17 protein-coding genes and 1 pseudogene are annotated in these 22,602 nt (G+C 39.6%); 6 read left to right on the forward strand and 12 right to left on the reverse strand.

What is annotated here, in order from left to right:
• Positions 1-9: 9 nt before the first annotated feature.
• Entirely contained in the window at positions 10-1,206 is a 1,197-nt protein-coding gene (locus ABFG93_RS05810; RefSeq protein WP_347551411.1) for an iron-containing alcohol dehydrogenase, read from the reverse strand.
• Positions 1,207-1,455: 249 nt separating this feature from the next.
• On the opposite strand from ABFG93_RS05810, the gene ABFG93_RS05815 reads away from it, so the two are divergent.
• Positions 1,456-2,031: a DNA-3-methyladenine glycosylase gene (locus ABFG93_RS05815; protein ID WP_347551413.1), complete on the forward strand. Its 576-nt coding sequence runs from the start codon at positions 1,456-1,458 to the stop codon at positions 2,029-2,031.
• 80 nt (positions 2,032-2,111) lie between these two features.
• Here ABFG93_RS05815 and ABFG93_RS05820 read toward each other — a convergent pair.
• Positions 2,112-2,667: pseudogene (locus ABFG93_RS05820) on the reverse strand (NAD(P)H-dependent oxidoreductase).
• A gap of 764 nt (positions 2,668-3,431) precedes the next feature.
• Between ABFG93_RS05820 and ABFG93_RS05825 the strand changes: the two are divergent.
• A complete protein-coding gene (locus tag ABFG93_RS05825) occupies positions 3,432-6,464 on the forward strand; it encodes an efflux RND transporter permease subunit (RefSeq protein ID WP_347551415.1) in 3,033 nt (1,010 codons plus the stop codon).
• Positions 6,465-6,522: 58 nt separating this feature from the next.
• On the opposite strand, the gene ABFG93_RS05830 is transcribed toward ABFG93_RS05825, so the two are convergent.
• From ABFG93_RS05830 to ABFG93_RS05845, 4 genes are all read right to left on the reverse strand, one after another.
• Entirely contained in the window at positions 6,523-7,140 is a 618-nt protein-coding gene (locus ABFG93_RS05830) for an HAD family hydrolase (RefSeq protein ID WP_347551417.1), read from the reverse strand.
• Positions 7,141-7,901: 761 nt separating this feature from the next.
• Entirely contained in the window at positions 7,902-8,729 is an 828-nt protein-coding gene (locus tag ABFG93_RS05835; protein ID WP_347551418.1) for an AraC family transcriptional regulator, read from the reverse strand.
• 132 nt (positions 8,730-8,861) lie between these two features.
• Positions 8,862-10,952: a beta-galactosidase gene (locus ABFG93_RS05840; protein ID WP_347551419.1), complete on the reverse strand. Its 2,091-nt coding sequence runs from the start codon at positions 10,950-10,952 to the stop codon at positions 8,862-8,864.
• A 262-nt stretch (positions 10,953-11,214) separates the two neighbouring features.
• Entirely contained in the window at positions 11,215-11,814 is a 600-nt protein-coding gene (locus ABFG93_RS05845; RefSeq protein WP_347551421.1) for a superoxide dismutase family protein, read from the reverse strand.
• Positions 11,815-12,280: 466 nt separating this feature from the next.
• On the opposite strand from ABFG93_RS05845, the gene ABFG93_RS05850 reads away from it, so the two are divergent.
• Positions 12,281-12,811, forward strand: coding sequence for a YceI family protein (locus ABFG93_RS05850; protein ID WP_347551423.1), 531 nt, complete (start codon positions 12,281-12,283; stop codon positions 12,809-12,811).
• A gap of 100 nt (positions 12,812-12,911) precedes the next feature.
• Here the strand turns inward: ABFG93_RS05850 and ABFG93_RS05855 are convergent, their stop codons facing one another.
• From ABFG93_RS05855 to ABFG93_RS05875, 5 genes are all read right to left on the reverse strand, one after another.
• Positions 12,912-14,135, reverse strand: coding sequence for a TRAP transporter large permease (locus ABFG93_RS05855; protein WP_347551425.1), 1,224 nt, complete (start codon positions 14,133-14,135; stop codon positions 12,912-12,914).
• A 53-nt stretch (positions 14,136-14,188) separates the two neighbouring features.
• Positions 14,189-14,686: a TRAP transporter small permease gene (locus ABFG93_RS05860; protein ID WP_347551427.1), complete on the reverse strand. Its 498-nt coding sequence runs from the start codon at positions 14,684-14,686 to the stop codon at positions 14,189-14,191.
• 30 nt (positions 14,687-14,716) lie between these two features.
• Positions 14,717-15,757 carry a TRAP transporter substrate-binding protein gene (locus ABFG93_RS05865; protein ID WP_347551429.1) on the reverse strand — a complete coding sequence of 347 codons (1,041 nt, stop codon included), beginning with the start codon at positions 15,755-15,757 and terminating at the stop codon, positions 14,717-14,719.
• Positions 15,758-15,771: 14 nt separating this feature from the next.
• Positions 15,772-16,245: a ribose 5-phosphate isomerase B gene (gene rpiB / locus ABFG93_RS05870; RefSeq protein WP_347551430.1), complete on the reverse strand. Its 474-nt coding sequence runs from the start codon at positions 16,243-16,245 to the stop codon at positions 15,772-15,774.
• Between the two features lie 62 nt (positions 16,246-16,307).
• Positions 16,308-17,312 carry a LacI family DNA-binding transcriptional regulator gene (locus tag ABFG93_RS05875; protein WP_347551432.1) on the reverse strand — a complete coding sequence of 335 codons (1,005 nt, stop codon included), beginning with the start codon at positions 17,310-17,312 and terminating at the stop codon, positions 16,308-16,310.
• Positions 17,313-18,038: 726 nt separating this feature from the next.
• Here ABFG93_RS05875 and ABFG93_RS05880 point away from each other — a divergent pair.
• Entirely contained in the window at positions 18,039-18,440 is a 402-nt protein-coding gene (locus tag ABFG93_RS05880; RefSeq protein WP_347551434.1) for a CBO0543 family protein, read from the forward strand.
• 277 nt (positions 18,441-18,717) lie between these two features.
• Here ABFG93_RS05880 and ABFG93_RS05885 read toward each other — a convergent pair whose 3' ends face one another.
• Positions 18,718-19,071, reverse strand: coding sequence for a hypothetical protein (locus tag ABFG93_RS05885; protein ID WP_347551436.1), 354 nt, complete (start codon positions 19,069-19,071; stop codon positions 18,718-18,720).
• A gap of 521 nt (positions 19,072-19,592) precedes the next feature.
• Between ABFG93_RS05885 and ABFG93_RS05890 the strand changes: the two genes are divergently transcribed.
• A complete protein-coding gene (locus tag ABFG93_RS05890; protein WP_347551438.1) occupies positions 19,593-20,294 on the forward strand; it encodes a DUF421 domain-containing protein in 702 nt (233 codons plus the stop codon).
• A gap of 527 nt (positions 20,295-20,821) precedes the next feature.
• Positions 20,822-22,417 carry an amidohydrolase gene (locus ABFG93_RS05895; RefSeq protein WP_347551440.1) on the forward strand — a complete coding sequence of 532 codons (1,596 nt, stop codon included), beginning with the start codon at positions 20,822-20,824 and terminating at the stop codon, positions 22,415-22,417.
• Positions 22,418-22,602 lie beyond the last annotated feature (185 nt).

A 22,602-nucleotide genomic window follows, 5' to 3' on the forward strand; every position in this document is an offset into this window, starting at 1 on the left:
TGATTTTTTCTAGTGGATTTTTGCCTCACTGGTAAACTGGTAGTCATAACAAATCTTGTAGAGATCTTCTAATTCAGATTGTGTTGGAAGTCTTGGGTTATGAGCCGGGCTTCCGCTGTCGAGAGCATCGGCTGCCATTTTACTGATGGCGGTGTTGTAGGTGGACTCATCGATCCCCCATGTTTTCAAGTTGGGAATGTTTAATGAGGCGCAAAGGCTTTTGACAGAGGCAACTGCGATGTCAGCTGCTTCATCATTTGATAATGAGGTACTTTGGGGCTGAAAAAGTCGTCCGAGATCCGCAAGCCGATCGGTGCATGATCCTTTACTATATTCCAGGACGGCTGGCAGTAGAATCGCATTGGAATAGCCATGTGGGACGTGAAATAGAGCACCGATCGGACGAGACATCCCATGAACAAGACAGACGGAAGCATTTGTAAAAGCCATTCCCGCCTGGAGAGCGCCTAAACTCATTGATTCTCTGGCATCAAGGTTATCACCATCATTGTAAGCGCTTTTAATATTTTCGATGATAAGCTTCATTGCGGATAACGCGATCGTATCTGTCATCGGATGCGCCCGTTTTGAAAGGTACGCTTCCACCGCATGGCTAAGGGCATCAATTCCTGTCGCAGCCGTTACATGCTGTGGAGATGAAGCTGATAACAATGGATCAACGATGGCGACATCTGGCATAAAGGCAGGCTGCTTGATCATCATTTTCACATCTGTCATTGTATTCGTAATGACCGTGACGTCGGTTGCTTCTGAACCGGTTCCCGCGGTCGTTGGGATGGCAAGGTGTGGAATAGGCGCCTTCTCTGCGATCGTCTGGTTTGCCCGGTAGTCACCTATGTACCCGCCATTTGTTGCAAGAACGGCAATCGCTTTGGCCGTATCAATACAGCTTCCGCCTCCAAGTGAAATTACTAAGTCACAGTCTGTATTTTTAAAAAGAACTAACGCCTCGGTGACATAATGGTCCGTGGGCTCAGACTCAACGCCTGTATAAACTTCACTTTCGACTCCCTCTTGCTTGAGGGTTTCCTGACATCCTGTTACATAACCGAGACCAAACATAACCTGATCACTGACAATAAGGGCTTTCTGTCCGCGAATGGCAGCTTCCACTCCAATTTGCTTAAGCGACTCTCTTCCATATAGAATCGTTTTAGGTGTACGAAAAACTGCAAAGTGTTCCAAAAGATCACTCCTTTTGTTTTGTCTTACACAAGTTGTGATGTCTTCCATTAATTGAAGTAGGGACAAGGTCAACTGAAGTCCTTCATGAATTCAAACAAGAGAAATTTTAAAATTAGAACCTCCTTTGTATAAATTTTTGATCTACCCTAATAATACATTATTATCGTCTTTTTTGAAATTTCTGCTAATTCTTATTAAGTTAATGCGTGACTTTGAAGTATCATGTAAAGGGAAGGAAGGGAAGAGAACATGATCTTAACAAGAGACTTTTACGAGAAACCCACCTTAGAGCTAGCGAAGGCTTTATTGGGGTGCGAATTGATTAAAGAAACGGTAGATGGACTTGCCTCTGGCTATATTGTCGAAACAGAAGCTTATTTGGGTCCTATTGATCAGGCCGCTCATAGCTTCAATAACAAGAGGACTAAACGAACAGAGGTCATGTTCGGTCCTTCTGGCTACACTTATACCTATGTCATGCATACCCATTGCCTTTTCAATGTGGTTAGCGGGCAAATCGGTCTACCGGAAGCAGTCTTGATCAGAGCGGTTGAACCAGTGGAAGGATTGGAATTAATCAGGCTTAGAAGAGGCGATAAGAAGGAAAAAGATTTGACCAATGGCCCGGGAAAACTGACAAAAGCCCTCGGTATTAATCAAGGTGATTACGGACGTCTCCTTGATGTGCCACCGCTATATATTCAAACAGGTTACCAGCCTGAACATATCTCCCAGGGGAAAAGAATCGGCATCGATAATTCAGGTGACGCCCGTGACTATCCATGGCGATTCTGGGTAACAGGAAACAAATATGTATCCAAATAAAGATGTAAGCTGGGTCTTTTCCTGACTTACGTCTTACGTTCAGCAGCCAAAACGAGTATTCCTTTAATAAGTTAGTAGCCCTATATTACAAAATAATGACTCAAATGTGCTTCTAAAGAATCAAAATATAAGGGTAAATTCGGATTCCTTTTCACATCAAAGCATGAAAAAGTTTTTAATCTATCCATTCCGGCATATTTATGACTCAAGTGAAGGTGAAATAGAACATCGTCTACCTCTCTTCCTTCAAAGAATTTATCTTCGTCATTAAAGGCTTTGGAGGGAGCATTCCACGTTGTTGAAAATAAATACTTCTTACCAGATAGCCGTCCTCCTCCAATTCCGTATTCTTCTGTATTTCCACGAAAATACACTCCATATTCATGTGTAAGATCTATATATTTTTTAAACAACGCCGGGACACTGTAGTTGTAAATGGGCGTTTGATAGATTACATAATCTGCCCACAGTACTTTATCCTGCTCTTCCTCTTTATCGAAACCTTCCTGCAGTACCGTTGTTTTCATTTCATAATGTGGAGATAATAACTCCCCTATTTTATTAAAAAGCGTCTTTTAGTTGCCCTCTCGAATGCTCATAATACTCGTGACCATTTATCACAAGAATATTCTCCATTAACTCTCACCCATTCCTATAAACCCCCTGTCACTTAATCACTAACTTCACCTATATAAATCAAATCATACTTTTGTATTCTTTTTTAGACTAAATTACCTTTAAAGATGATTTTTTAAACAGACCTTTTCGTGTGGGTAATAAAGGACTTAGAAGATACGATATGGATAGATATGGCTATGAATGTAAAATTTTCAAACTTCTGTTTCCTTTCGTTCAATACGATATATAATTTTAGGTAGGATAATCATGGAATTTATTCAAGAAGGAGAGATCAAATACCATAATGGAGGCACAACCCTTCCATTGAACTCCGCCAATTTCTTAACAAGAGACAGATAAATTCAAGAATATGTTGGCGTTCTTATTCGTAAAATTGCTCTTGCCCATTTCGCTCTTTCACTTCAGGCGGAAAACGCCTTACGTTCAAGAGCTCCAATGGTCTACGAATGTGATCAAGCCTGCTTCACTTTTCGTTGTCCAGCTACGTAAGCCAAATCCTCGATCGTTTCACCTTTTTCGCCTGACGCAAAAGCTTCCAACGCTTGTCGGGTTTAAACGGCTTACTTCGCTTTTCGTTATTTGTAGTGCACTAAACAAAAAGGACTGGGTGAAGGAAGACTGTTCATTCGATCTACGTCTACAGACCTAGGTGAAGTTTGGACTGTAGACTGCTGTTGAAATGGTGACAATGCAGTAATTTTAAAGAGAAGCTACGGCTATAAGCACTTCACTACTATTTATTTGAAATCGGGGGGAAACACATGCAATCTATAACGAACTGGGCTTTTCGCAATAAGGCTGCTATGTCATTGTTCATCATTATTACGTTGTTAGTCGGTATTGTCAGCTATTTTCTACTGCCAATGGAATTTCTGCCAGAAGCTGATAACCCACAGGTTACGGTTGTTACGCTTGGTCAGGGGTATGATGCCAGTTCCATGACGGCATCGATTACAGAACCAGTCGAGCAGTCCGTGTCTTCTGTAAGTGGGAAAACTTCCGTGCTTTCTACAACAGGAGAAGGATTTTCTCAAGTAACGATTAATTTTGATTCAAAAACAGACATGAAGGAAGCGAAGAACAATGTTGAAGATGCGATCAGCTCGATTAGTCTTCCGGAAGGGGTTGGAAAGCCACAGGTTTCGCAGCTAAATACGTCGATGATTCCAGTTGGGCAGGTATCGATCACGTTTGATGACGGTCTTACAAAGAGCAACATTGAGAAGGTAAACAAAGAATTCAAGCCTATATTTGATAACCAGGAAGGATTGACTCAGGCGAGTATCGTCGGCGAAAGTGGATCTCGTGTGCAGATCAACTTAGATCATGACAAGCTTGAGAAGCTCCAGATCCCGATTAACGCCGTCATGGGCGTGCTACAGGGCCAGAATATATCTGCCACGGCAGGAAACAGCACAATTGGTGGCCAAAAAAGCACAATCAATGTGACAGATAACCTTACTTCCATTGACGCGTTGGAAAACTTGCCCATTCCTCTACAGTTACCTGATGCGCCTGCTGTCTATTTAAAAGACGTAGCGACGGTGGAACAGGTAAAGTCAGAGGATATGATCGCCAGGGTAAACGGGAAAGAAGCAGTTGCTGTTGTTCTCTTTAAAGAAAGCGATGCGAGTGCCGTAACAGCAGGTAATGAAGTCGAGGAGGCAGTGAAGCAGATCAATGCCGATTTTGATGGTGTTGATGCTACCACTCTTTTCACGACAGGAGACATGGTTAAGAATTCCGTCAATACGATGGTACGCGAAGTCGGGCTTGGTGCCTTATTTGCAACGATTGTCATCCTGCTATTCTTAAGAAAATTAAAACCTACCATCATTACAGCGATCTCCATTCCACTATCTCTTGCGATTACACTGTTACTTCTCTGGCTTTCTGGCGTCACGCTAAACATCCTGACGCTCGGAGGAGTGGCCGTAGCCGTCGGTCGTCTTGTTGATGACAGTATCGTTGTTGTCGAAAACATCTTCAGGCGCAGTCAAAATGAGAAGCTGACGAAAGCAACAGTGCTGGAGGCTACGAAAGAAGTATCACGAGCGATTACATCGTCAACGTTAATTACAGTAGCCGTATTCTTGCCCATGGGACTTGTAAATGGGTCACTGAAAGCATTCCTGCTACCTTTTGGATTAACAGTGACGTACTCTTTGCTTGCATCCCTACTCGTCGCTTTAACCGTTGTTCCAATTTTAAGCCGAGCGATGTTAAAAAACACAACACTTCCGCCTCATCGTACACCAGAAAGCTATTTAAGGGTGCTCAAATGGTCACTGAATCATAAATTCGCACCGATTTTATTAGCTATTCTTGTATTTGGTGGCTCGATTGCTCTTTATATCACCATGCCTAAAGCCGCCACGGGTGCGAATGACGCTTCTATTGTTTCGGTTAACATGGTTTTCCCGAGCGATACGCCTGAGAATACTAAGAAAGAACGCATGGTCAACTTTGAAAATACACTATCCGATATTGAGGGCTATGATTACTTGATTACTCAGTATGGCGCCAGTGAAGAAAATGCACAGTACGGGCAGGTCAGCGATCCAGACACAGTTATGTACACGATGATTATGAAGGAAAACGCTGATGCCGAGCAGTTTATTGATCAGGTGAATGAAGCCAAGAAAGACGAAAAAAATGTGGAAATCGAAGCTTTTCCTTCTTCTCTATTCGGAGGATCATCGAATTCTACCATTACGTATGACGTCGTTGGAAACAATACGAACGAAATTATTACCACATCAAACAAACTTATGAGTGAAATGGAAGAAGTCGACGGGGTGCAGAAGGTTTCAAGCAACCTGGATAAAACGTCCCCTGTTTATACGGTCAAAGTGAATACGGAAAAAGCAAACACCCAACAGGCTGCCATGCAAATTCGCAGTCTGCTTAATCCACAGCCAATTGGTGCCATGAATCTGGATGAGCAACAAACACCTGTCTTCCTTGATGCCGGAATCAATCCAGATTCTCTTTCCGATTTAAATGACTTAACACTTGCAACAAATACTGGCGTTGTTCCACTTTCTGAAGTAGCTTCGATTACCCAGGAAGAAAAGCCGAGCACCGTCCTTCATAAAGATGGTGATTTGTATGCGCGTATTACAGCAGAGGTCACACCTGAAGAACTGTCAGTCATTGCGAAGAATATTGATAAAAAGGTAAACAGCATTGATCTTCCGGAAGGCATTTCCCTTGATATAGGTGGCGCTTCCGAACAACAAGCGAGTGACTTCAAGGATCTTGGCATCACAATGTTAGCTTCTATTTTGATCGTGTATCTGATCATGGTGCTAACATTTAAGACATTAAGAGCACCGCTCGCTATCCTGATGACACTCCCACTTGCTTCAATCGGTGCCGTACTTGGACTTCTGATTTCTGGAGTTCCTGCAGACGCGACAGCTCTCATAGGTGCCTTAATGCTGATCGGTATCGTTGTCACGAATGCAATTGTGCTGATCGACCGCGTGAAGCAAAATGAAGAAACAATGATCATCCGTGATGCAATTATCGAAGCGTGCGGTACGCGCCTCCGTCCTGTTATTATGACGGCGATCGCAACGATCTGTGCGATGATTCCGCTCCTCTTCGGTCACTCTGAAGATGGCAGCCTCGTATCCCAATCACTTGCAGTGGTTGTTATCGGAGGACTTTCCGGAGCAACGGTCTTAACACTCATTATTGTTCCAGTCTTTTATGAACTGCTGCACTTTAGAAAATCAAAACGAGAGCGTACACAGGAAATTGTCATTGAGGAAAAAGTTGCGAATTAAATGAAAAGTAAAAAAGGGGGTCAGACACGTGTCTGACCCCCCCTTTTTTTCCTTAAGTTCAGAATAGTTTCACAAGATCATCAAACTTCTCTATCACCTCATCATATTCACTTACTTGTCCGAATCCGTACTTTGCATAAACGAATGGAATCCCAGCATATCTAGAAGCTCTTAGGTCCCCTACTGTGTCCCCTACATAAACAGGATTTGATAGGTTATTTCTTTTGATAATTAAGTTTATGTTCTCTCCTTTTGAAAGTCCAGTTCTTCCTGGATTTTCATAATCTAAAAAGTATTTTTCCAGGTTATGAAACTCATAAAACGATTCAATGTAGCCATCCTGACAATTGCTGACAATGTAGAGTTTGTATTGCTTCGAAAGTAAATTCAGTACATCCTCCGCATTATGATAAAGGTTACCGCCTTGTTTCTTCAAATAACCCTGTTCGGTATCACAACACTCGGTAATCACTCGATCGCGGACCTCCTCAGTTAAATAGGGAAACAATTTTTTACTGATATCGTGCATTTGTAGCCCCATTGTACCTTCGAAATCCCTCCGTGTTAGCTCTCTTTCAATTTGGCTGTGATCTTTGATACGGCTATTCCACGCCTTCAGGACGGTATCGATTGGATCCCAAATGGTCCCGTCTAAATCAAATATAATGCTATCCAAGGACTACCTCCTTTCAGAAAAGAAATCATATATTCGAACAATAGAATTCTATTACAACCATTCTAACTAGCATAATCCCTATTTTTGATAACAGTTCTGGCCTAGTATAGTACATTACTATAAATTAAAGTAGAATCCATATCCATTATTAGCGCCACCGGTGATACTAAGGAAGAATATTCTGGGTTAATGGCTACCAATCATTAATCCCATTAAAATACCAACAACTACAAAGTAAAGCACCATCAGCTGACAGTCTCCAATCACTTTTAGGGAATAAAATTAACGATACGATTAAGATAAGTGAAGCGAATAATCCATAATAAGATTTCATGCTGTTTCCTCTCCATCCAACTAATGACGCCTTCTGATTGCTTAATACCAACTAGAATTGCTTGCTTGAGTAAATTCCTATCTTCTGCTGTTGAATATCTATGAAACTTCTTACAATCGCTTGTATCGAAAAAAGGAGAACTGGAGCAATGATCCAATACCATTCAGTCATTATTCCCATACGCATGTTTTTATATAAATTATTGTTCAATTAAACAGCATCCCAAGATCTTAATACCAATTATTTCAAATGGTACAGATTTACTCAATACTTTTATACCATTAAATAGACGCCTTTCCTGAGAGGAGGGTCAGACAAGTGACTGACCCCTCTCCCTCACCTCAAAAAAGGAACGCTTAGGAATTCTCCTATGCGTGTTTTATTATATCGCCATTAGTGCAAAACGCTCCCCCTTCCTTTTTTTGTTTCAATTAAATAAATCACGGTATTTATTAGGCGTGATGCTTTCTACTTTCCGAAACGTGGCAACAAAATGGCTTACATCGTTGAAACCAATCGCATTCGCAATTTCCTTTAGTGAAATCTCCGGATTTGATACTAACTTCTTCTTCGCTTCCCGAATTCTCATTTGAATCAAAAACGCATAGGGACTGATCCCAAATGCTCTTCTGAAAAGTGTACTGAGGTTCTGGGAACTCATTTTCACTTGCTCAGCCATCTCCTGAAGGCCAATGTTTTCTGAATAATTCTGTTCAAGCCAATCTACGACGGGTTTGATTTTCTCATAGTTATAGGAAAGAGATCGCTGGTTCTTCAGCTTCCCATATTTCTTTAACATTATAATAAATGTGTACAAGTCCCCTGACAGCTCAAGCTTCGAGAAATCTGAGTCTTTCTCGATATTGGCTAGTATATCTTCGATCAACTTTGAAAAAGGAAGCTCAGCCGATTGGGAGTAAAGCGCATTGAAATTAATTTCCAGTGAGTTCAGGATTGAATCGATAGAAGCTCCTCCAAACGTCATATAAAGGGTTGACCACCTTGTTCCCGTCATTCGATAAGAATGCCTTGTGAATGGCGTTAATAAAATGCCTTTTCCCGGAGTTAAGAGGTAGTCCTGGCCAAGGAATGAAAATGTCCCCTCCCCATCAATTGTCTGAAGCCAGTGAAAATAGGGATAGCCTTCTGGCCGCGCGAAGTCTTCTTCCTGTGGATTGTATCCAATGCTTTCAATAAAGAGCGGTAGGTTTTTTTCAAATGAAGAAAATGTGTGGCGGATCTTTACATTATCCATACGGTCTCCTCCTTTCCATTAGCAGTTTCTAGCCCTTATGATAAGATCTTCCACAACTTATTTAAACATAGTCTATACAAATGGAAGAACCTGCTTGAGTGTTCTCAATAACAGGTTCGATTTTCTACATTTTTATTTATCCTTCTTAAACACATACACCTGATAAGGATTAAAATCAATGGTCTCAGTGATCTCCTTTTCTGAAATCATATCATAATAGCTTACATTCTCTGGCACTTTTATCACTTGACGGGTATCATTGAAATTCATAAGAAAGACAAAGTCTTGCTCTCCGTTCGTTCTGACCTGAGCATTTACCCCCTCAGGCAACTGTTCTTGAAACGATGAGGATAGCTTTAGCTGGTCAATTATTTTCTGATAAAATTCTTCATGGAAATTATCCTCGTTACGTGATGCGATATAATAAGCTTCTCCTTCGCCATATTGGTTAACAGTTAAGGAAGGCATTCCGCTGTAGAAATCCTCCTGATATTCAGCAAGTACCTGTGCGCCTTCCGGATGAATCAATTCACAGTAATCTTTTGCAGTGTACGTACCTTCGAGTCCAAGATGATGAGACGATGAGAAAGTGGATGTTTTCGTTTCATTTTCATAGAGTGTATCGATTTCCTCTGCCCAAATACCAAGCACCTGACGAAGCGGTCCTGGAAATCCACCGAGGAAGCAGAGGTCATTCTCATTAACGATCCCGCTCCAATAGGTTGCGACAAATGTGCCGCCATTCGCAACAAACTCTTCAATTCGCTCTGCTACTCCTGGACGGATCATATACAGCATTGGTGCAATCAGCAGTTTGTAGTTCGAAAAGTCTTTCTCCATTGAAATAATGTCAACCGGCACACCTCTCTTCCAGAAGGCCCTGTATTGCGACTGACATGCCTCCAAATACTTCTTGTTATCAACATTAAGTGCCTGTGCATCATCGATCGCCCACTGGTTTTCCCAATCGTAAATGATTGCGACTTCAGGTGAAGTGGTTGCGCCAACAACATCCCGGAGGCGTGATAACACATCACCAACCTCTGCTACTTCACGAAAGACCCGATTATTTTCATTCCCTACGTGATCGACTACAGCTCCATGAAACTTCTCTGAAGCTCCCCTTCCCTTTCGCCACTGAAAATAAAGAATGGAATCAGCGCCATGTGCTACTGACTGCATCGAGGAAAGCAAATGCATTCCAGGTCGCTTTGGCTTATTGACTTTATGCCAGTTTACAAGGCTTGGGGTACATTCCATTACTAGAAACGGTTGGCCGCCCTTTAGAGAACGAAATAGATCATGAACAAACCCAACATCTGCAGCAAGCTCCCATGCTTCTTGATAGTCGCCATGCCAGGCTGGATAACTATCCCACGAAACCACATCGACTTCCTTTGCGAACTGATCATAATTCAAGCCAAGATACGGTCCCATTCGAGGATAATTTCCCATGAAATTCGTAGTAATCTTAATTTCGGGTGTCAGCTCACGTAACGGCTCAATTTCATTTCGATAGAAATCAATTGTTTGGTCTGTTACAAACCGCTTCCAGTCAAGATTATGAGCATGAATTTGGTATTCTCCGTGTTGTGCAGGTGATTCAATTTGGCCAAAGTCCGTTATCGTGTGACTCCAGAACCCGGTCCACCAGGCATGGTTTAACGCATCCAGATCGTTCTTGTATTTATTCTTAAGCCATTCACGAAACGCCTCCTGGCACATGTCACAGTGGCATTCCCCTCCATATTCATTTGATACGTGCCACATAATCAGGGCTGGATGATCAGCATAACGCTCTGCCAGAATGCGGTTTAGCTTCCGAGTTTTTTCACGATAGACTGGCGACGTGAAGCAATGGTTATGCCGCAATCCATGCAGGTTCCGCTTACGGTTCTGCTCAACGCGCAATACTTCAGGATATTGTTGTGATAGCCATGCCGGTCTAGCCCCGCTTGGTGTGGCCAGAATGACGTGAGATCCCTGCTCAGCAAGGTTTTCCATGATATCATCAAGCCAGTCAAATTGGTAAACGCCTTCTTCTGGTTCAACCGCACTCCAGCCAAAGATGTTTAACGAAAAAGTATTACTCTTTGCTAATTTCATTAGTCGATAATCTTCTTGAATGATTTCAGGATAGCGCAGCCATTGATCTGGATTATAGTCGCCTCCATGCATAAAGCCTTTTACATTTGGATGTATGGTTGGATAATTGGTTTTCATTTATATGCTCCTCACCTAATAATTTCATTTCTACCTCATCATTCATCCCTAAAACGAAAATATATTTAAATTATAAAGCGGTTTCATTTCCATTAATATATAAGATTTTGGTATAGGCATATAAGAATATGAAAGTATTTTTCTCCACCGATTAACCCACTAAGATTTAGCGCATCAACGACTTTACGTATTTGAACAAAAAAGAGCATCTACGATAATGTAGTTGCTCTCATTAAGATTCATTTCCGTCTTGCAAACAACGTTATTCTACAATCACACCACAAGCAATTCGGTCACCTGCATCTCCAGAAGGCTGTGATTCATTGTCATCAGCACCTGCATGGATAACAAGCGCGGTGCCTCCTTCTTTCAACAGCGAGTTCTCTTCACCTGGTTCAAGCGTGACTTTTTTATTTATGATTTCTTTCTTAATCGTACCATCTGCGCCTACTTCTATATTTTCCATATCACCTGCATGAGGGCCATCTTCGGATTCCATTCCGTGACTAACATCTGCTGGATTGTAATGGCCACCTGCCGACTTGAAGTCAGGTGCTTCACATGAACCCGTTTCGTGGATGTGGAAGCCGTGGGTGCCTTCAGGGATATCGGTGGCATCGAGCGAAATCATCGTTCCCCCGTCCTTTTGTTCAAGTTCAGCAGTTCCGATCTCTTCCTCATCCTTGTTCTTCAGATTCACCGTGATCGTATCCATCGATTCTTCAATTTCCTGCCCTTCCTCAGAGTTGCTCATCGTTTCCTCGTTTTCAGAGCCCGTCGAGCCTTCCTCATTTGAAGCAGCACAAGCAGTAAGAACTAGAAAAACAGTTAAGAACGCAAAAAGTAAGCACGATTTTTTCACACTGACCTCTCCTTTCTTATTGTTGTCCTATACAACGTTACACTCTCCGAGGGCATTCAAACGCAATAAATGGAGATTCAATCCAATTGCCTAGCGGATTTCAATTGAAACGAGACTTTAGGAGTATGGAGTTTGATTTCAGATCTAGTTAAAAGGAAGCATCAGCGAGAAATAATGCTTTTTAAAATAAAGTGAAACTTCCATCAGAGGGAGTTTTGCTTCATCCCCCTCTGATGGTTAGTTGAACCAATCGGACCTTAAGGGGCAGTTGACCCCCACCTAAACGTCTAGATTGATTTACATTTTGAGGTGGGGGTTTTACTGCCCCTTAAGGCTGGGATAAAATTGAGACATGCAAAAAGTCGAAATTTACACTACCTTAACTTAAAGTATCTTGACTTCGAGATAAATATGCGTTATCTTTAATTCAGAACATAAAAGCACTTATCCTGAGGAGGAATTATCAATGTCAACGTTAACACTAGATAAAGTTCACAGTAGCTTAGATTTTCAAATCAAACACATGATGGTTTCAAAAGCAAAAGGTGAGTTTAAGGAATTCGATGTCGACTTTAATGGTGATCTTGATAACCTAACTGCAGCTAATATTAAAGTAACAATCGCTGTTACTTCCATCGATACAGGTAACGAAGACCGCGACGGTCACCTTCGTTCTGGCGACTTCTTTGAAGCTGAGGAATACCCGAACATGGTTTTCGAAAGCAAATCAATCACAAAGAAATCAGACGACGAATATGAAGTAACTGGAGATTTCACTATTAAAGGCGTAACAAATGAAGAAACGTTTATCGTTGAATACAATGGTAAATCAAAGAGCCCACTTGACGGCAGCACAGTAGCTGGATTCGATGTTGCTGGTAAAGTAAATCGTGAAGCTTACGGCATGACATACAATGCTGCAATGGAAACTGGCGGATTCTTGCTTGGTAAAGATGTTAAATTTGAAGGGAACTTTGAGTTTGTAGTAGCTGAGTAAATCGCTTTATTGTATAGCTTTCAAAAAAGTTCCCCTTCTGGTTATGAACCAGAAGGGGAACTTTTTCAATTTGGAGTTAATCTCCCTTTACTGATTAATCTTATTTCATTAATAGGTTAGGTAGAAAAGTTACAATACCTGGTACCAACATAAATGTTAATAGTAAAACAAGTAATGTTAATAGAAACGGCATAACTTCTTTTGTAAATTCGAATATATTTGCTTTTGCTATTCCAGTTGCTACATACATAATTACTCCTACTGGGGGAGTTATTGTTCCTATCATAACGTTGATGGCAAGAATCACACCATAATGTAACGGATCGATTCCAAACTGCATAAGAATAGGCAATATAACCGGGGTAGTGATTATAATGATCGCCGTTCCATCTAGAAAGCATCCTAAAACTAACAGAATCGCCATTAGGAATAGTAAGATAATAGTTGGTGATGTAGTAATTGATTGGAAGAAATCAAGTAATTGTTGTGGTCCCTGTTCAAAGGCCATATACCATGCGAACGGAGCTGAGGCCGCAATAATAATACCAACTGCAGCGGTCATTAATACAGCATCCAGGATCTTCCTTGGAAGTTCGGAGATTTTTAAATCCTTGTATACAAACAAACCAATAATTAAGGAATAGATAACAGCTATAACAGCTGATTCTGTAGCAGTGAAAAATCCTGTAAAGATTCCGACCAGGATAATAAGTGGCATTAACAATGCCCAAAAAGCATCTAGAAAAGCTTTAAATACAACAAGCAAACTGGCTCTTTGTCGCTTCTCATAGTTTCTTTTCTTTGCAATAAAATAAGAAATAATCATGAGAGATGAACTCATAATAATACCTGGTATTACGCCGCCCAGAAAAAGCTTTCCTATTGATACACCAGCGAAACTTCCAAATATAATCATAGGGATACTTGGCGGAATTATCGGCCCCACCGTTGCACTTGCTGCCAGAATGGCAGAAGCAAATCCTTTTCCATAACCTCTCTTTACCATCGCTGGTATTAAAGCGGATCCAGTAGCAGCAGCATCTGCTACCCCGGAACCGGATACACCTGACATAAATACATTTGATACTACTGTTACATGAGCAAGACTACCTCTAATATGTCCAACTAGGGCTTCAGCAAATTGAATTAATCTCTTGGTTATTCCTCCGGCTTCCATTAAGGTACCTGCAAAAATGAATAATGGTATTGCTAATAGAGGAAAGGAATCCAATCCAAGTGATAAGCGTTGTGGCAAGACTTCTAATGGGATAGACCCTTGAAACAATAGTGAAATTAATGAAGCACCTACTAATGAAAATCCCACTGGAACTCCAATAAGTAAGAGAGTGAATAGTGCCAAAATTAAAACTAACATAATTATATATTCACTTCCCTTTTCTCTGAAGTTGGACCTCCATCATTTTTCCATGTAGCGATTAAATCAATTATTGTGTAGAACAGCATCAGGGTCCCAGATATCGGTATTGCTAAATAAACCAATCCTGTTGGTATCCCTAGACTTGTCGAAGGGACGCTCCACGTATCCTGGGTAATAAGAACGCCATATCGGATTAGTACGATAAATATTCCCATTAATATTAACCCGATGATCGTTCTTAAATACTTCTGTCCTAATTCAGGAAGGACTGTTGATAAAAATTCAATAGTTATATGCTGATTCCGTTTCAAGACTGCTGCCGATCCGATAAATACCACCCAAATAAATGAATAACGAGCGAGTTCATCAGTCCAAACAATTGAAAGGTTAAATAATCTGGCACATACACCTAGCATGACGGCACTGCACATGATTAAGAAAAATACGCATGCGGCTAACTCTTCTACGTTTTTTAGAAATCCCCTTAAAGTGTTCAAACCTTACCCCTCTTTCTGTAACCAGTTAGATCACTGGGATTCAATTATGTCGTTATAAAATTTTTCATCGATGGCATCACCAAAAATTTGGTATAAGTCTTTAGTAGCTTCTTTAAATTCTTTCAAATCTGTGTTAATAACTTCCATTCCATTTTCTTTTAATATCTCTAGCTCTTCTTCATTTTGTTTCAATTGTAATTCAGACATATAGACACCAGCATCGAACATTGCTGTTTCAATAATTGATTTTTGATCCTCCGTCAAACCATCAAACCATTTCTTATTAAGTACTGGTAATTCATTCTGCGTCATATGCCCCGTCAAATTTACATATTTTTGAACCTCATGAAAGTTATTTGTATAAATCTGGTTGATGGAGTTTTCTTGAGCTTCAATTGCTCCGGTTTTCAAAGAATAGTAAACTTCAGTAATGTTCATAGGGGTTACATTTGCACCCATAGCTTTGAAGGGTTCGGTATGAGCAGCTGCATCTGGCGTTCTGATTTTCAATCCTTTCATATCTGCCAAGGTTTCAACTGGCTTCTCCTTTGTTGTCACATGTCGATCTCCAACCCACCAAACCGCTTCTGAGAATAGTTTCAGCCCTTGTGCATCAGCTTCTTTTTCAATTTCTTTATAAGCATCGCTTTTGGCAAGCTCTTTCAATGTTTCATATTTCTCCTGTTCATCGGAACCTTCAATTACGTATGGAAGCGTGAGAACTGCTGCTTTTGGAACAAAGTTAGATAGTACAGCGGCCGAAGGAATAGTTATATCTACAGTTCCTAATTTCGTACTTTCTACTAAATCTTTTTCACTACCTAGTTGTCCACCTGGAATAACTTCCACCTCAATACTGCCATTGGATTTTTCCTCAACGATGTCTTTAAATTTAACTGATCCTAAGTGAATAGCTGATTGATCATTTGTTACATGCGCTAGTTTAATAGTAAGTTTTTCGCCTTCATTGTTAGCGTTTGCATTTGTTTCAGTGGCATCATTCCCACAAGCAGTTAGAGCAAATAGAAGTGTGAATACCAACAACCATGTCTTGACATTACTAAATTTCATACAAAATCCCCCTCTTATTGTTGATTGGTTAATAATTTCTTAGAGTACTTAACTTCCATATCGCCTAATTTTTTCACACGTCTTCTGAACTCTTCAGAAGTACTAAAAGTTGCTTTCAAGAACGATTCAATTAATTCTTCAACGATTTTGGGGCCAACGATTTGGGCACCAACGCACATCACATTAACATCGTCATGCTCTACACATTGATGAGCAGAGTAAATATCGTGGCAAACAGAGGCACGGATACCAGGGATTTTATTTGCTGCTATGCTAGCTCCTACCCCTGTTCCACATACTAAAAATGCTCGATCAGCCTTTCCTTCCAAAACGGATTCACATACCGTTTCAGTAATATCAGGAAAATCAATAGGATTCTCGTCATAACATCCATAATCCACTACCTCATGACCCAACTCTTTGATAACGCTTACAACTTTCTTTTTTAAAGGAAAGCCTGCGTGATCTCCTCCTACGGATATCTTCATGTTATTAATTCCCCCTTATGTGTTGTTTATGATCAGTAAATCGTTTAACTAGATGTAATTTCTTAGCATCCACACGATTTACGAACTACTAAGCTCGGTTCCAAATACATGATTTGTTGCTTATGATTCTCACTACGTATAGTTGAGAGCATAATATCAATTGCTTTTTTCCCCTGTTCATATGCAGGTTGTTTAACTGTTGTCAGAGGCGGGTCCATAATATCTGCCCAGTCAGAATCATCATATCCAATTATTGCAATATCTTGCGGAACTGAATAGTTAACTTCTTTCAGATACTTATAGGCACCTAATGTCATAAAGTTATTTGAAATGAAGCATGCCTCAATATCTTTGTTATGAGAAAGGAGATCTTTCATCGCCTTATAACCACTCTCTATACTAAAATCGCCTTCCTGTATATATGAATCAAGAATAGGTAAATGATAATCCTCCATTGCTCTTCTGTAACCTGTTAAACGATCTTTCCCAGTGCTAAGGGAAGAAGGACCAGTAATAATACCGATATTTTTATACCCGTGTTGGATTAAGTGTTCTGTTGCAATATTCGCACCCTTAATATTATTAGTCATAACAACTTTATGAGAAGGCGTATTGGGCGATCGATTCAGAAACACAATTGGAATATCCAAGTTATTAATGTTGTCGAAATACTCCTTATCAGTACCTGAAGATGAAATGATGACTCCTTCCACCCTTTTTCCTATTAAGATACCAAGAAACTCAATTTCTTTTTCTATACTTAATGCAGTATTACAAAGCAAAACATTATACCCATTTTTTGCTGTACCTTCTTCAATCCCTTTAACAACATTAGAAAAGAAAGGGTTGGATATGTCTGATACAATTACGCCAATGAGACGTGATTCTTGAATTCGTAAGCTTTTTGCTAATGTATTTGCTTGATAATCCAGTTCATCTATTACTCTGAGCACTCGTTGCCGAACTTTTTCACTAACAAACTTAGTATTATTCACTACATTTGAGACAGTTGCAATAGAGACTTCAGCTTTCTTAGCAACTTCTTTAATCGTTACTTTTTTATTCATTTCATCATGTCCTCTATTCATTTAAACGTTTAACTAATTCCTCAAATAAAATAGAAAAATGCTGTAATACCGAGCTTGAAAACGCTATTTTATGGAAATAATCTTAAATAATACAGGAAAACTACTATTTTTCCACCAATAACCCCGTAAATCACCACCTCTATTTAATCGTTTAACTAACTATACATCTATTTATCTTTAATTTCAAGCTATTTTTTTGGATAATTTAAAACTGTACTTCACCCATTTTTCAAAACAATTTATCCTGCCTTATACAACTATGATCTGCAAATTCTGTCTTCTAATACTCCTTTATTATCTCTCTAAATAAAGTTTTACCATTTATTTATTTTACAACCATGGATTAGAACCTTATTTGAATTAACTCAATCAAATTATTACTCCGCTACCTATTTCATACCGATCCGCTTCTTATGAATCTATTGGTACAACTATGCTAAACTTATGAGATATTGACTGTAGTTCATACAGATTAATTTCTTGATCAAAGGTGCTGTACATATGAAAAAAGTAATTTTAGTGCTTGACAGCCTTTGCTGTTGGTTTTCTATTTGATCTCGTTAATATTCCACCAAATAAACGGGGTCAGTCCCCCGGTGCGTTAAAGCACCGGGGGACTGACCCCGTAATAAAAAAAGTTTGTATTAAACGTAATAAGGACTTATTCCTGGTTAAATACTATAAAAAGAAGGATGGTGTTAGGTAATGAATCAACAAGAACACTTTGTTCATATACTGTCTCTAAAGAAAGAGCTCGAAAAAACATATATCGAATATTGGCAGCAGTTCTCAAGTTTTAGCTCATGGCAGTTCTGGGTAGTGCTAGCAATGTTACTGATTCCATTGATTGTATTGTATTTTAAAATAGATAGAAGAAAGATATTTCTACTAGGCTTTTTTGGTTATTCCATCCATGTACTAGCAGCTTACACAGATGCTCTAGGCATAAGAAAATCATGGTGGGACTACCCATACGTTGCACTCCCTCAGCTGCCCGGCAGTATCGGTATAGACGCTTCTCTTATTCCCGTTTATTTTATACTGTTATATCAATGGTGCTTAAACAAAGACAAAAGTATTGGTTATATGGAACACTTTCTGCTTTAGGTTTTACATTTATCTTAAAACCAATTTTAGTTTGGCTAAATATCTTTCAGCTCTACACTAGCTGGTTTGTATTATTAGCAGCCTACTTATTTGTCGTATATGGAGCAAAGATTATTACGAATATTTTTATACAAATGTCTGAGAAGTATCAGGATCATTGAAAGAAAAATCTCTAATCAATTCAACCATACGCCTGGGATCATCCATATGAATCGCATGTCCGGCTTGTTCAATAATAAACGTGTTTGCTATCTCGAGATAAAGCTGCTAGTTCTTTCTAACATAAGATCCATGCTTTCATCGATTCTATTGTATGATGAGGCTGTGTCCCACCGGTTAGAAAAACTAATAATGGAAGATCATTCTGAAACTCAGCAACACGTACTTGCTCAAGACTTTCTTCAAATTCTTCATGGGAACCTTCCTCTTTAAATCCTCGATAATAATCCTCACGCACATCATCTGTAAAAAGAGGAGCCATCACTTGATTATGATCTTCATGGCATGATTCCAGTAAAATCACTCCTGCTACATCTTCAGGATATGTACTTGCGAACAACCGCACATTGATACCGCAAAAATAGTATCCAATTAGTATATAAGGCGGTTTGACATCTGGACGATGAAGCAAAACATGAAGATTCCGGGTGGCCTGTTTGCTATGAGACAGTCTTTTATCTTTCTCACTCTATCCCCCTGCAAATCGTATTGGTCTTTATGACCAACAGGGCTCTATAAGAAAGGTGTCATTCTCATTATTGCTTCCTAACCTTCATTTTAAAACTGGTTATAATATCATAAACAAAAAAACGGAGCAAGTTGTCAGCTGTTTCAAAGCAGCTGACAACTTGCCCCGCTTTCAAAATAATCATTGATCACATCAAGCTCTGAATAAGGTACTCTTTCATCCCCAATAATCTGGTACCCAATACCCGTTAAGAGAACCAGGTCTCCAGGTTTCGCTAAATCAAAAGCGTGATGAATGGCTTCTTCTCGATGTAACCGGAATGAATATGAGAAGAAGTTGGTTGTCTAAATGTTCCACTTTCAAATAATGGTTATTGATTATACATATATTCTACTTTAAATGTAAAAAATAGAGGAATAATATTCAACTCCATTAGTGAATCCTTGTAGGAAGTGACATATTCAATGGAATTTTTCAGCAGCCAGGAATCGCTAACCATTGGCCAATGGGCGTTACGGGCACTGGTTGGCTTTTTCTTTTTAGTGTTTATCGCAAAGATTATGGGACAACGGTCAATTTCGCAATTACGGTTTATGGATTTTGTAATGGCCTTATTGATCGGAAACATAATGGCTCACCCTTTGTCTGATGAAGGATTGGGATTAGTGGGCTCGATGGTGACGATGAGTGTCTTAACCGCGCTTTATCTTCTTGGTGTATTTCTAACATTAAGGTGGAACCTCTTAAAAAGACTATTTGACCCACCTCCGATCACACTTGTTGATAAAGGAAAGATTCATTATCAAAACTTAAAGAAAGCCCGAATTACAGTGGAAAGTCTATTAACGGAACTTAGAAAAGAAAGTATTGAAGATATCCAAAAAGTCGCTATGGCATTATGGGAACCCGGTGGGACGATATCCATCTTTCTAGAGCCCAAGTACCAACCTCTTACCCCCTCGGATATGGGGATGGCTACAAAACCATTTGATCTCCCCCGCATGATCATTAAAGAAGGAAAGATCAATCAACATGAACTGGAGCTGCTTGGAAAAGATGTACAATGGCTCTACTATCAAGCAACATTGAAAAATGTTGCCCTTGAAGATATTCTTCTTGCTACAGTTGATCAAAAGGGAAATTTATATATCTGTTTATATCGTTGAAAATATGATGTCAGGTCAGAGCGAAAAGAATATTTATAGAGGTTGTGCAAAAGAAAGACGGATCTCTTCTTTAACACGTTTTTCTGCTGAGCTATTAGGCCTATATTTACTTATAGGTCTAAACAGTAAGAAGCCTGGGGGAACCCGGGCTTCTAGTTGTTCTTACACCATTCTCAGTCTGATTTTTTCATGTGAAAAATATCATAGTTCATAGTGCCTCTAAATTTCTTCCAGTCCTTCTAACCTTTCATGAAATTCTTCTTGCTTTTCCTTACTAACAAATATGATTTATGCGTTTACTAAACTCAGGAAGGCTACAAATGAGTCAAAGAATGTCGGCATTTGACTGGTTGCAGTAAGTTAAATATCTGAATGAGGAATAAGAGGTGACAGCAGATTTTTTGTCATTGCAATTGTCGGTGCTTTTGTTTCATAAGAAAAAAGTTCACTGAAGCAGTCTTTTCGGCATAAAAATTGATTCAAAGGGTAATCAACTAGTGAAAGGTATTCAATAAAGGAGGATCAATTTGAAAGTTATTTACAATGTAAAAATCTATCAGCCAGGTAAAAAAACAATTCAACAGGGTCATTTAATTGTAACCAATGGAAAGATTCTTGAAGTAAACGATGGAAAATATCAAGGAGAAATCCAAAATATTATTGATGGTAACGGAGCAACTGTTGCACCTTCTTTTAACGATACCCATATGCACTTGCTTCGGTACGGTCTAATGAAAAAAGAATTGGACTTACGTCAGGTTTCAAGTTGGAAAGAAATGAAGGCCATTGTTAAAGATGAATACTTGGAAAAGCGCATGGAAGAACATAAGTGGATTATTGGTAGAGGTGTTATTGATAGTCAGTTCGAAGACATAGACCATTTATTAACAACAAAGGATCTGGAGGAACTAGAATTTCAGAAACCGATGTTTTTCCTTCATGATGATGGGCATGAAAGTATCGTAAATGAAGAAGCACTCAAAATACTTAGAGAAGAAAAAGAACTCTCACTCTATCACGATCGATTTATTGAGAAAGATGAAAACGGTGATTGGACAGGAAGGTTTAAGGATACAGCCGTCCACTATATTAAATTCCACTTTCGACAGAAGACGGAGGAAGAGGTATATCACGCAATTAAAGATGCTATTCCACACCTCTTAGAGTATGGAATAGCATCTGTGCACACTGATGACCTGAACTATACAGGTTCATTCGATCGGGTCTGGAACAGTTATAGAAAACTTGAGAATAAAAGTGAGCTTCCAGTACAGGTACATTTGCATCATTATGTCTACCATCTTGATGATATGAAAAAGTACTTGAACCAGCACAAAAGAAGAACAGGTGATGGAACTGATCGAGTACGAATGGGCGCATTTAAAATTTTCCTCGACGGCACACAGCGCCTGCATACAGCAGCCCTTCGACAACCGTATCATGATCTGCCAGACACTACTGGTGAGTTAATCTATTCTCAGAGTGAATTAAATAAAATGGTGCAATTGGCTGATGAACATAATATGCAGGTGACAATGCATGCGATTGGCGATCGGACAGTTGAGCAAGCCATAACAGCTATCGAATCAGTAGGTGCAGAGAAAATGCGACATCGAATCATCCACGCACAGATATTGGCGCCTGATCTCTTAGAACGATTGAAGAAACTGAAGCCTTATTTAGAAATACAGCCAGGGTTTATGATGAATGAATATGATCAAACGGCCAAATGGGTAGGGAAAGAACAAGAGAAATATTGCAATCCTTGGAAAACAGTCAGTGAAATGGGCATCCCTTTTACTGGGAGTTCTGATTGCCCTATTGGTCCTCTTTCACCTTTACTTCACATTTATGCAGCAGTGAATCGCCAGGATGAAGAAGGCAATCCAGAAGGTGGATGGATTCCGGAAGAAAGACTTTCAGTGGCAGAGATTTATCGAGCTTATACTGAAATAGGTGCAAAGATTGAATTTCAAGAAAACTCAAAAGGACGATTAGAAAAGGGCTACACCGCTGACTTAGTCTTCTTATCTGATCATCCTGATGAGGTAAGCCCTAATAAGCTGAAAGAAATTAAAGTTCTTGAAACATGGGTCAAAGGAGAACGTGTCTACTCATTATAAATAGACAAACCTTTCCTTAAAACCTCTCTAATAGAGAGGTTTTTTTATCTTATCGAAATTATTATATACCTCAAATACCAACATTTCGCTTCTTCCTTCTTAGAGGATAATATCACGCCAAATCCCTCCATAATATCGACAGTCTTTCGACATATCCTGCCTTAGTTAAAAATAGGAACGAAGAA

Source organism: Pseudalkalibacillus hwajinpoensis (assembly GCF_039851965.1).
In the GTDB taxonomy this organism is placed as follows: domain Bacteria; phylum Bacillota; class Bacilli; order Bacillales; family Guptibacillaceae; genus Guptibacillus; species Guptibacillus hwajinpoensis_E.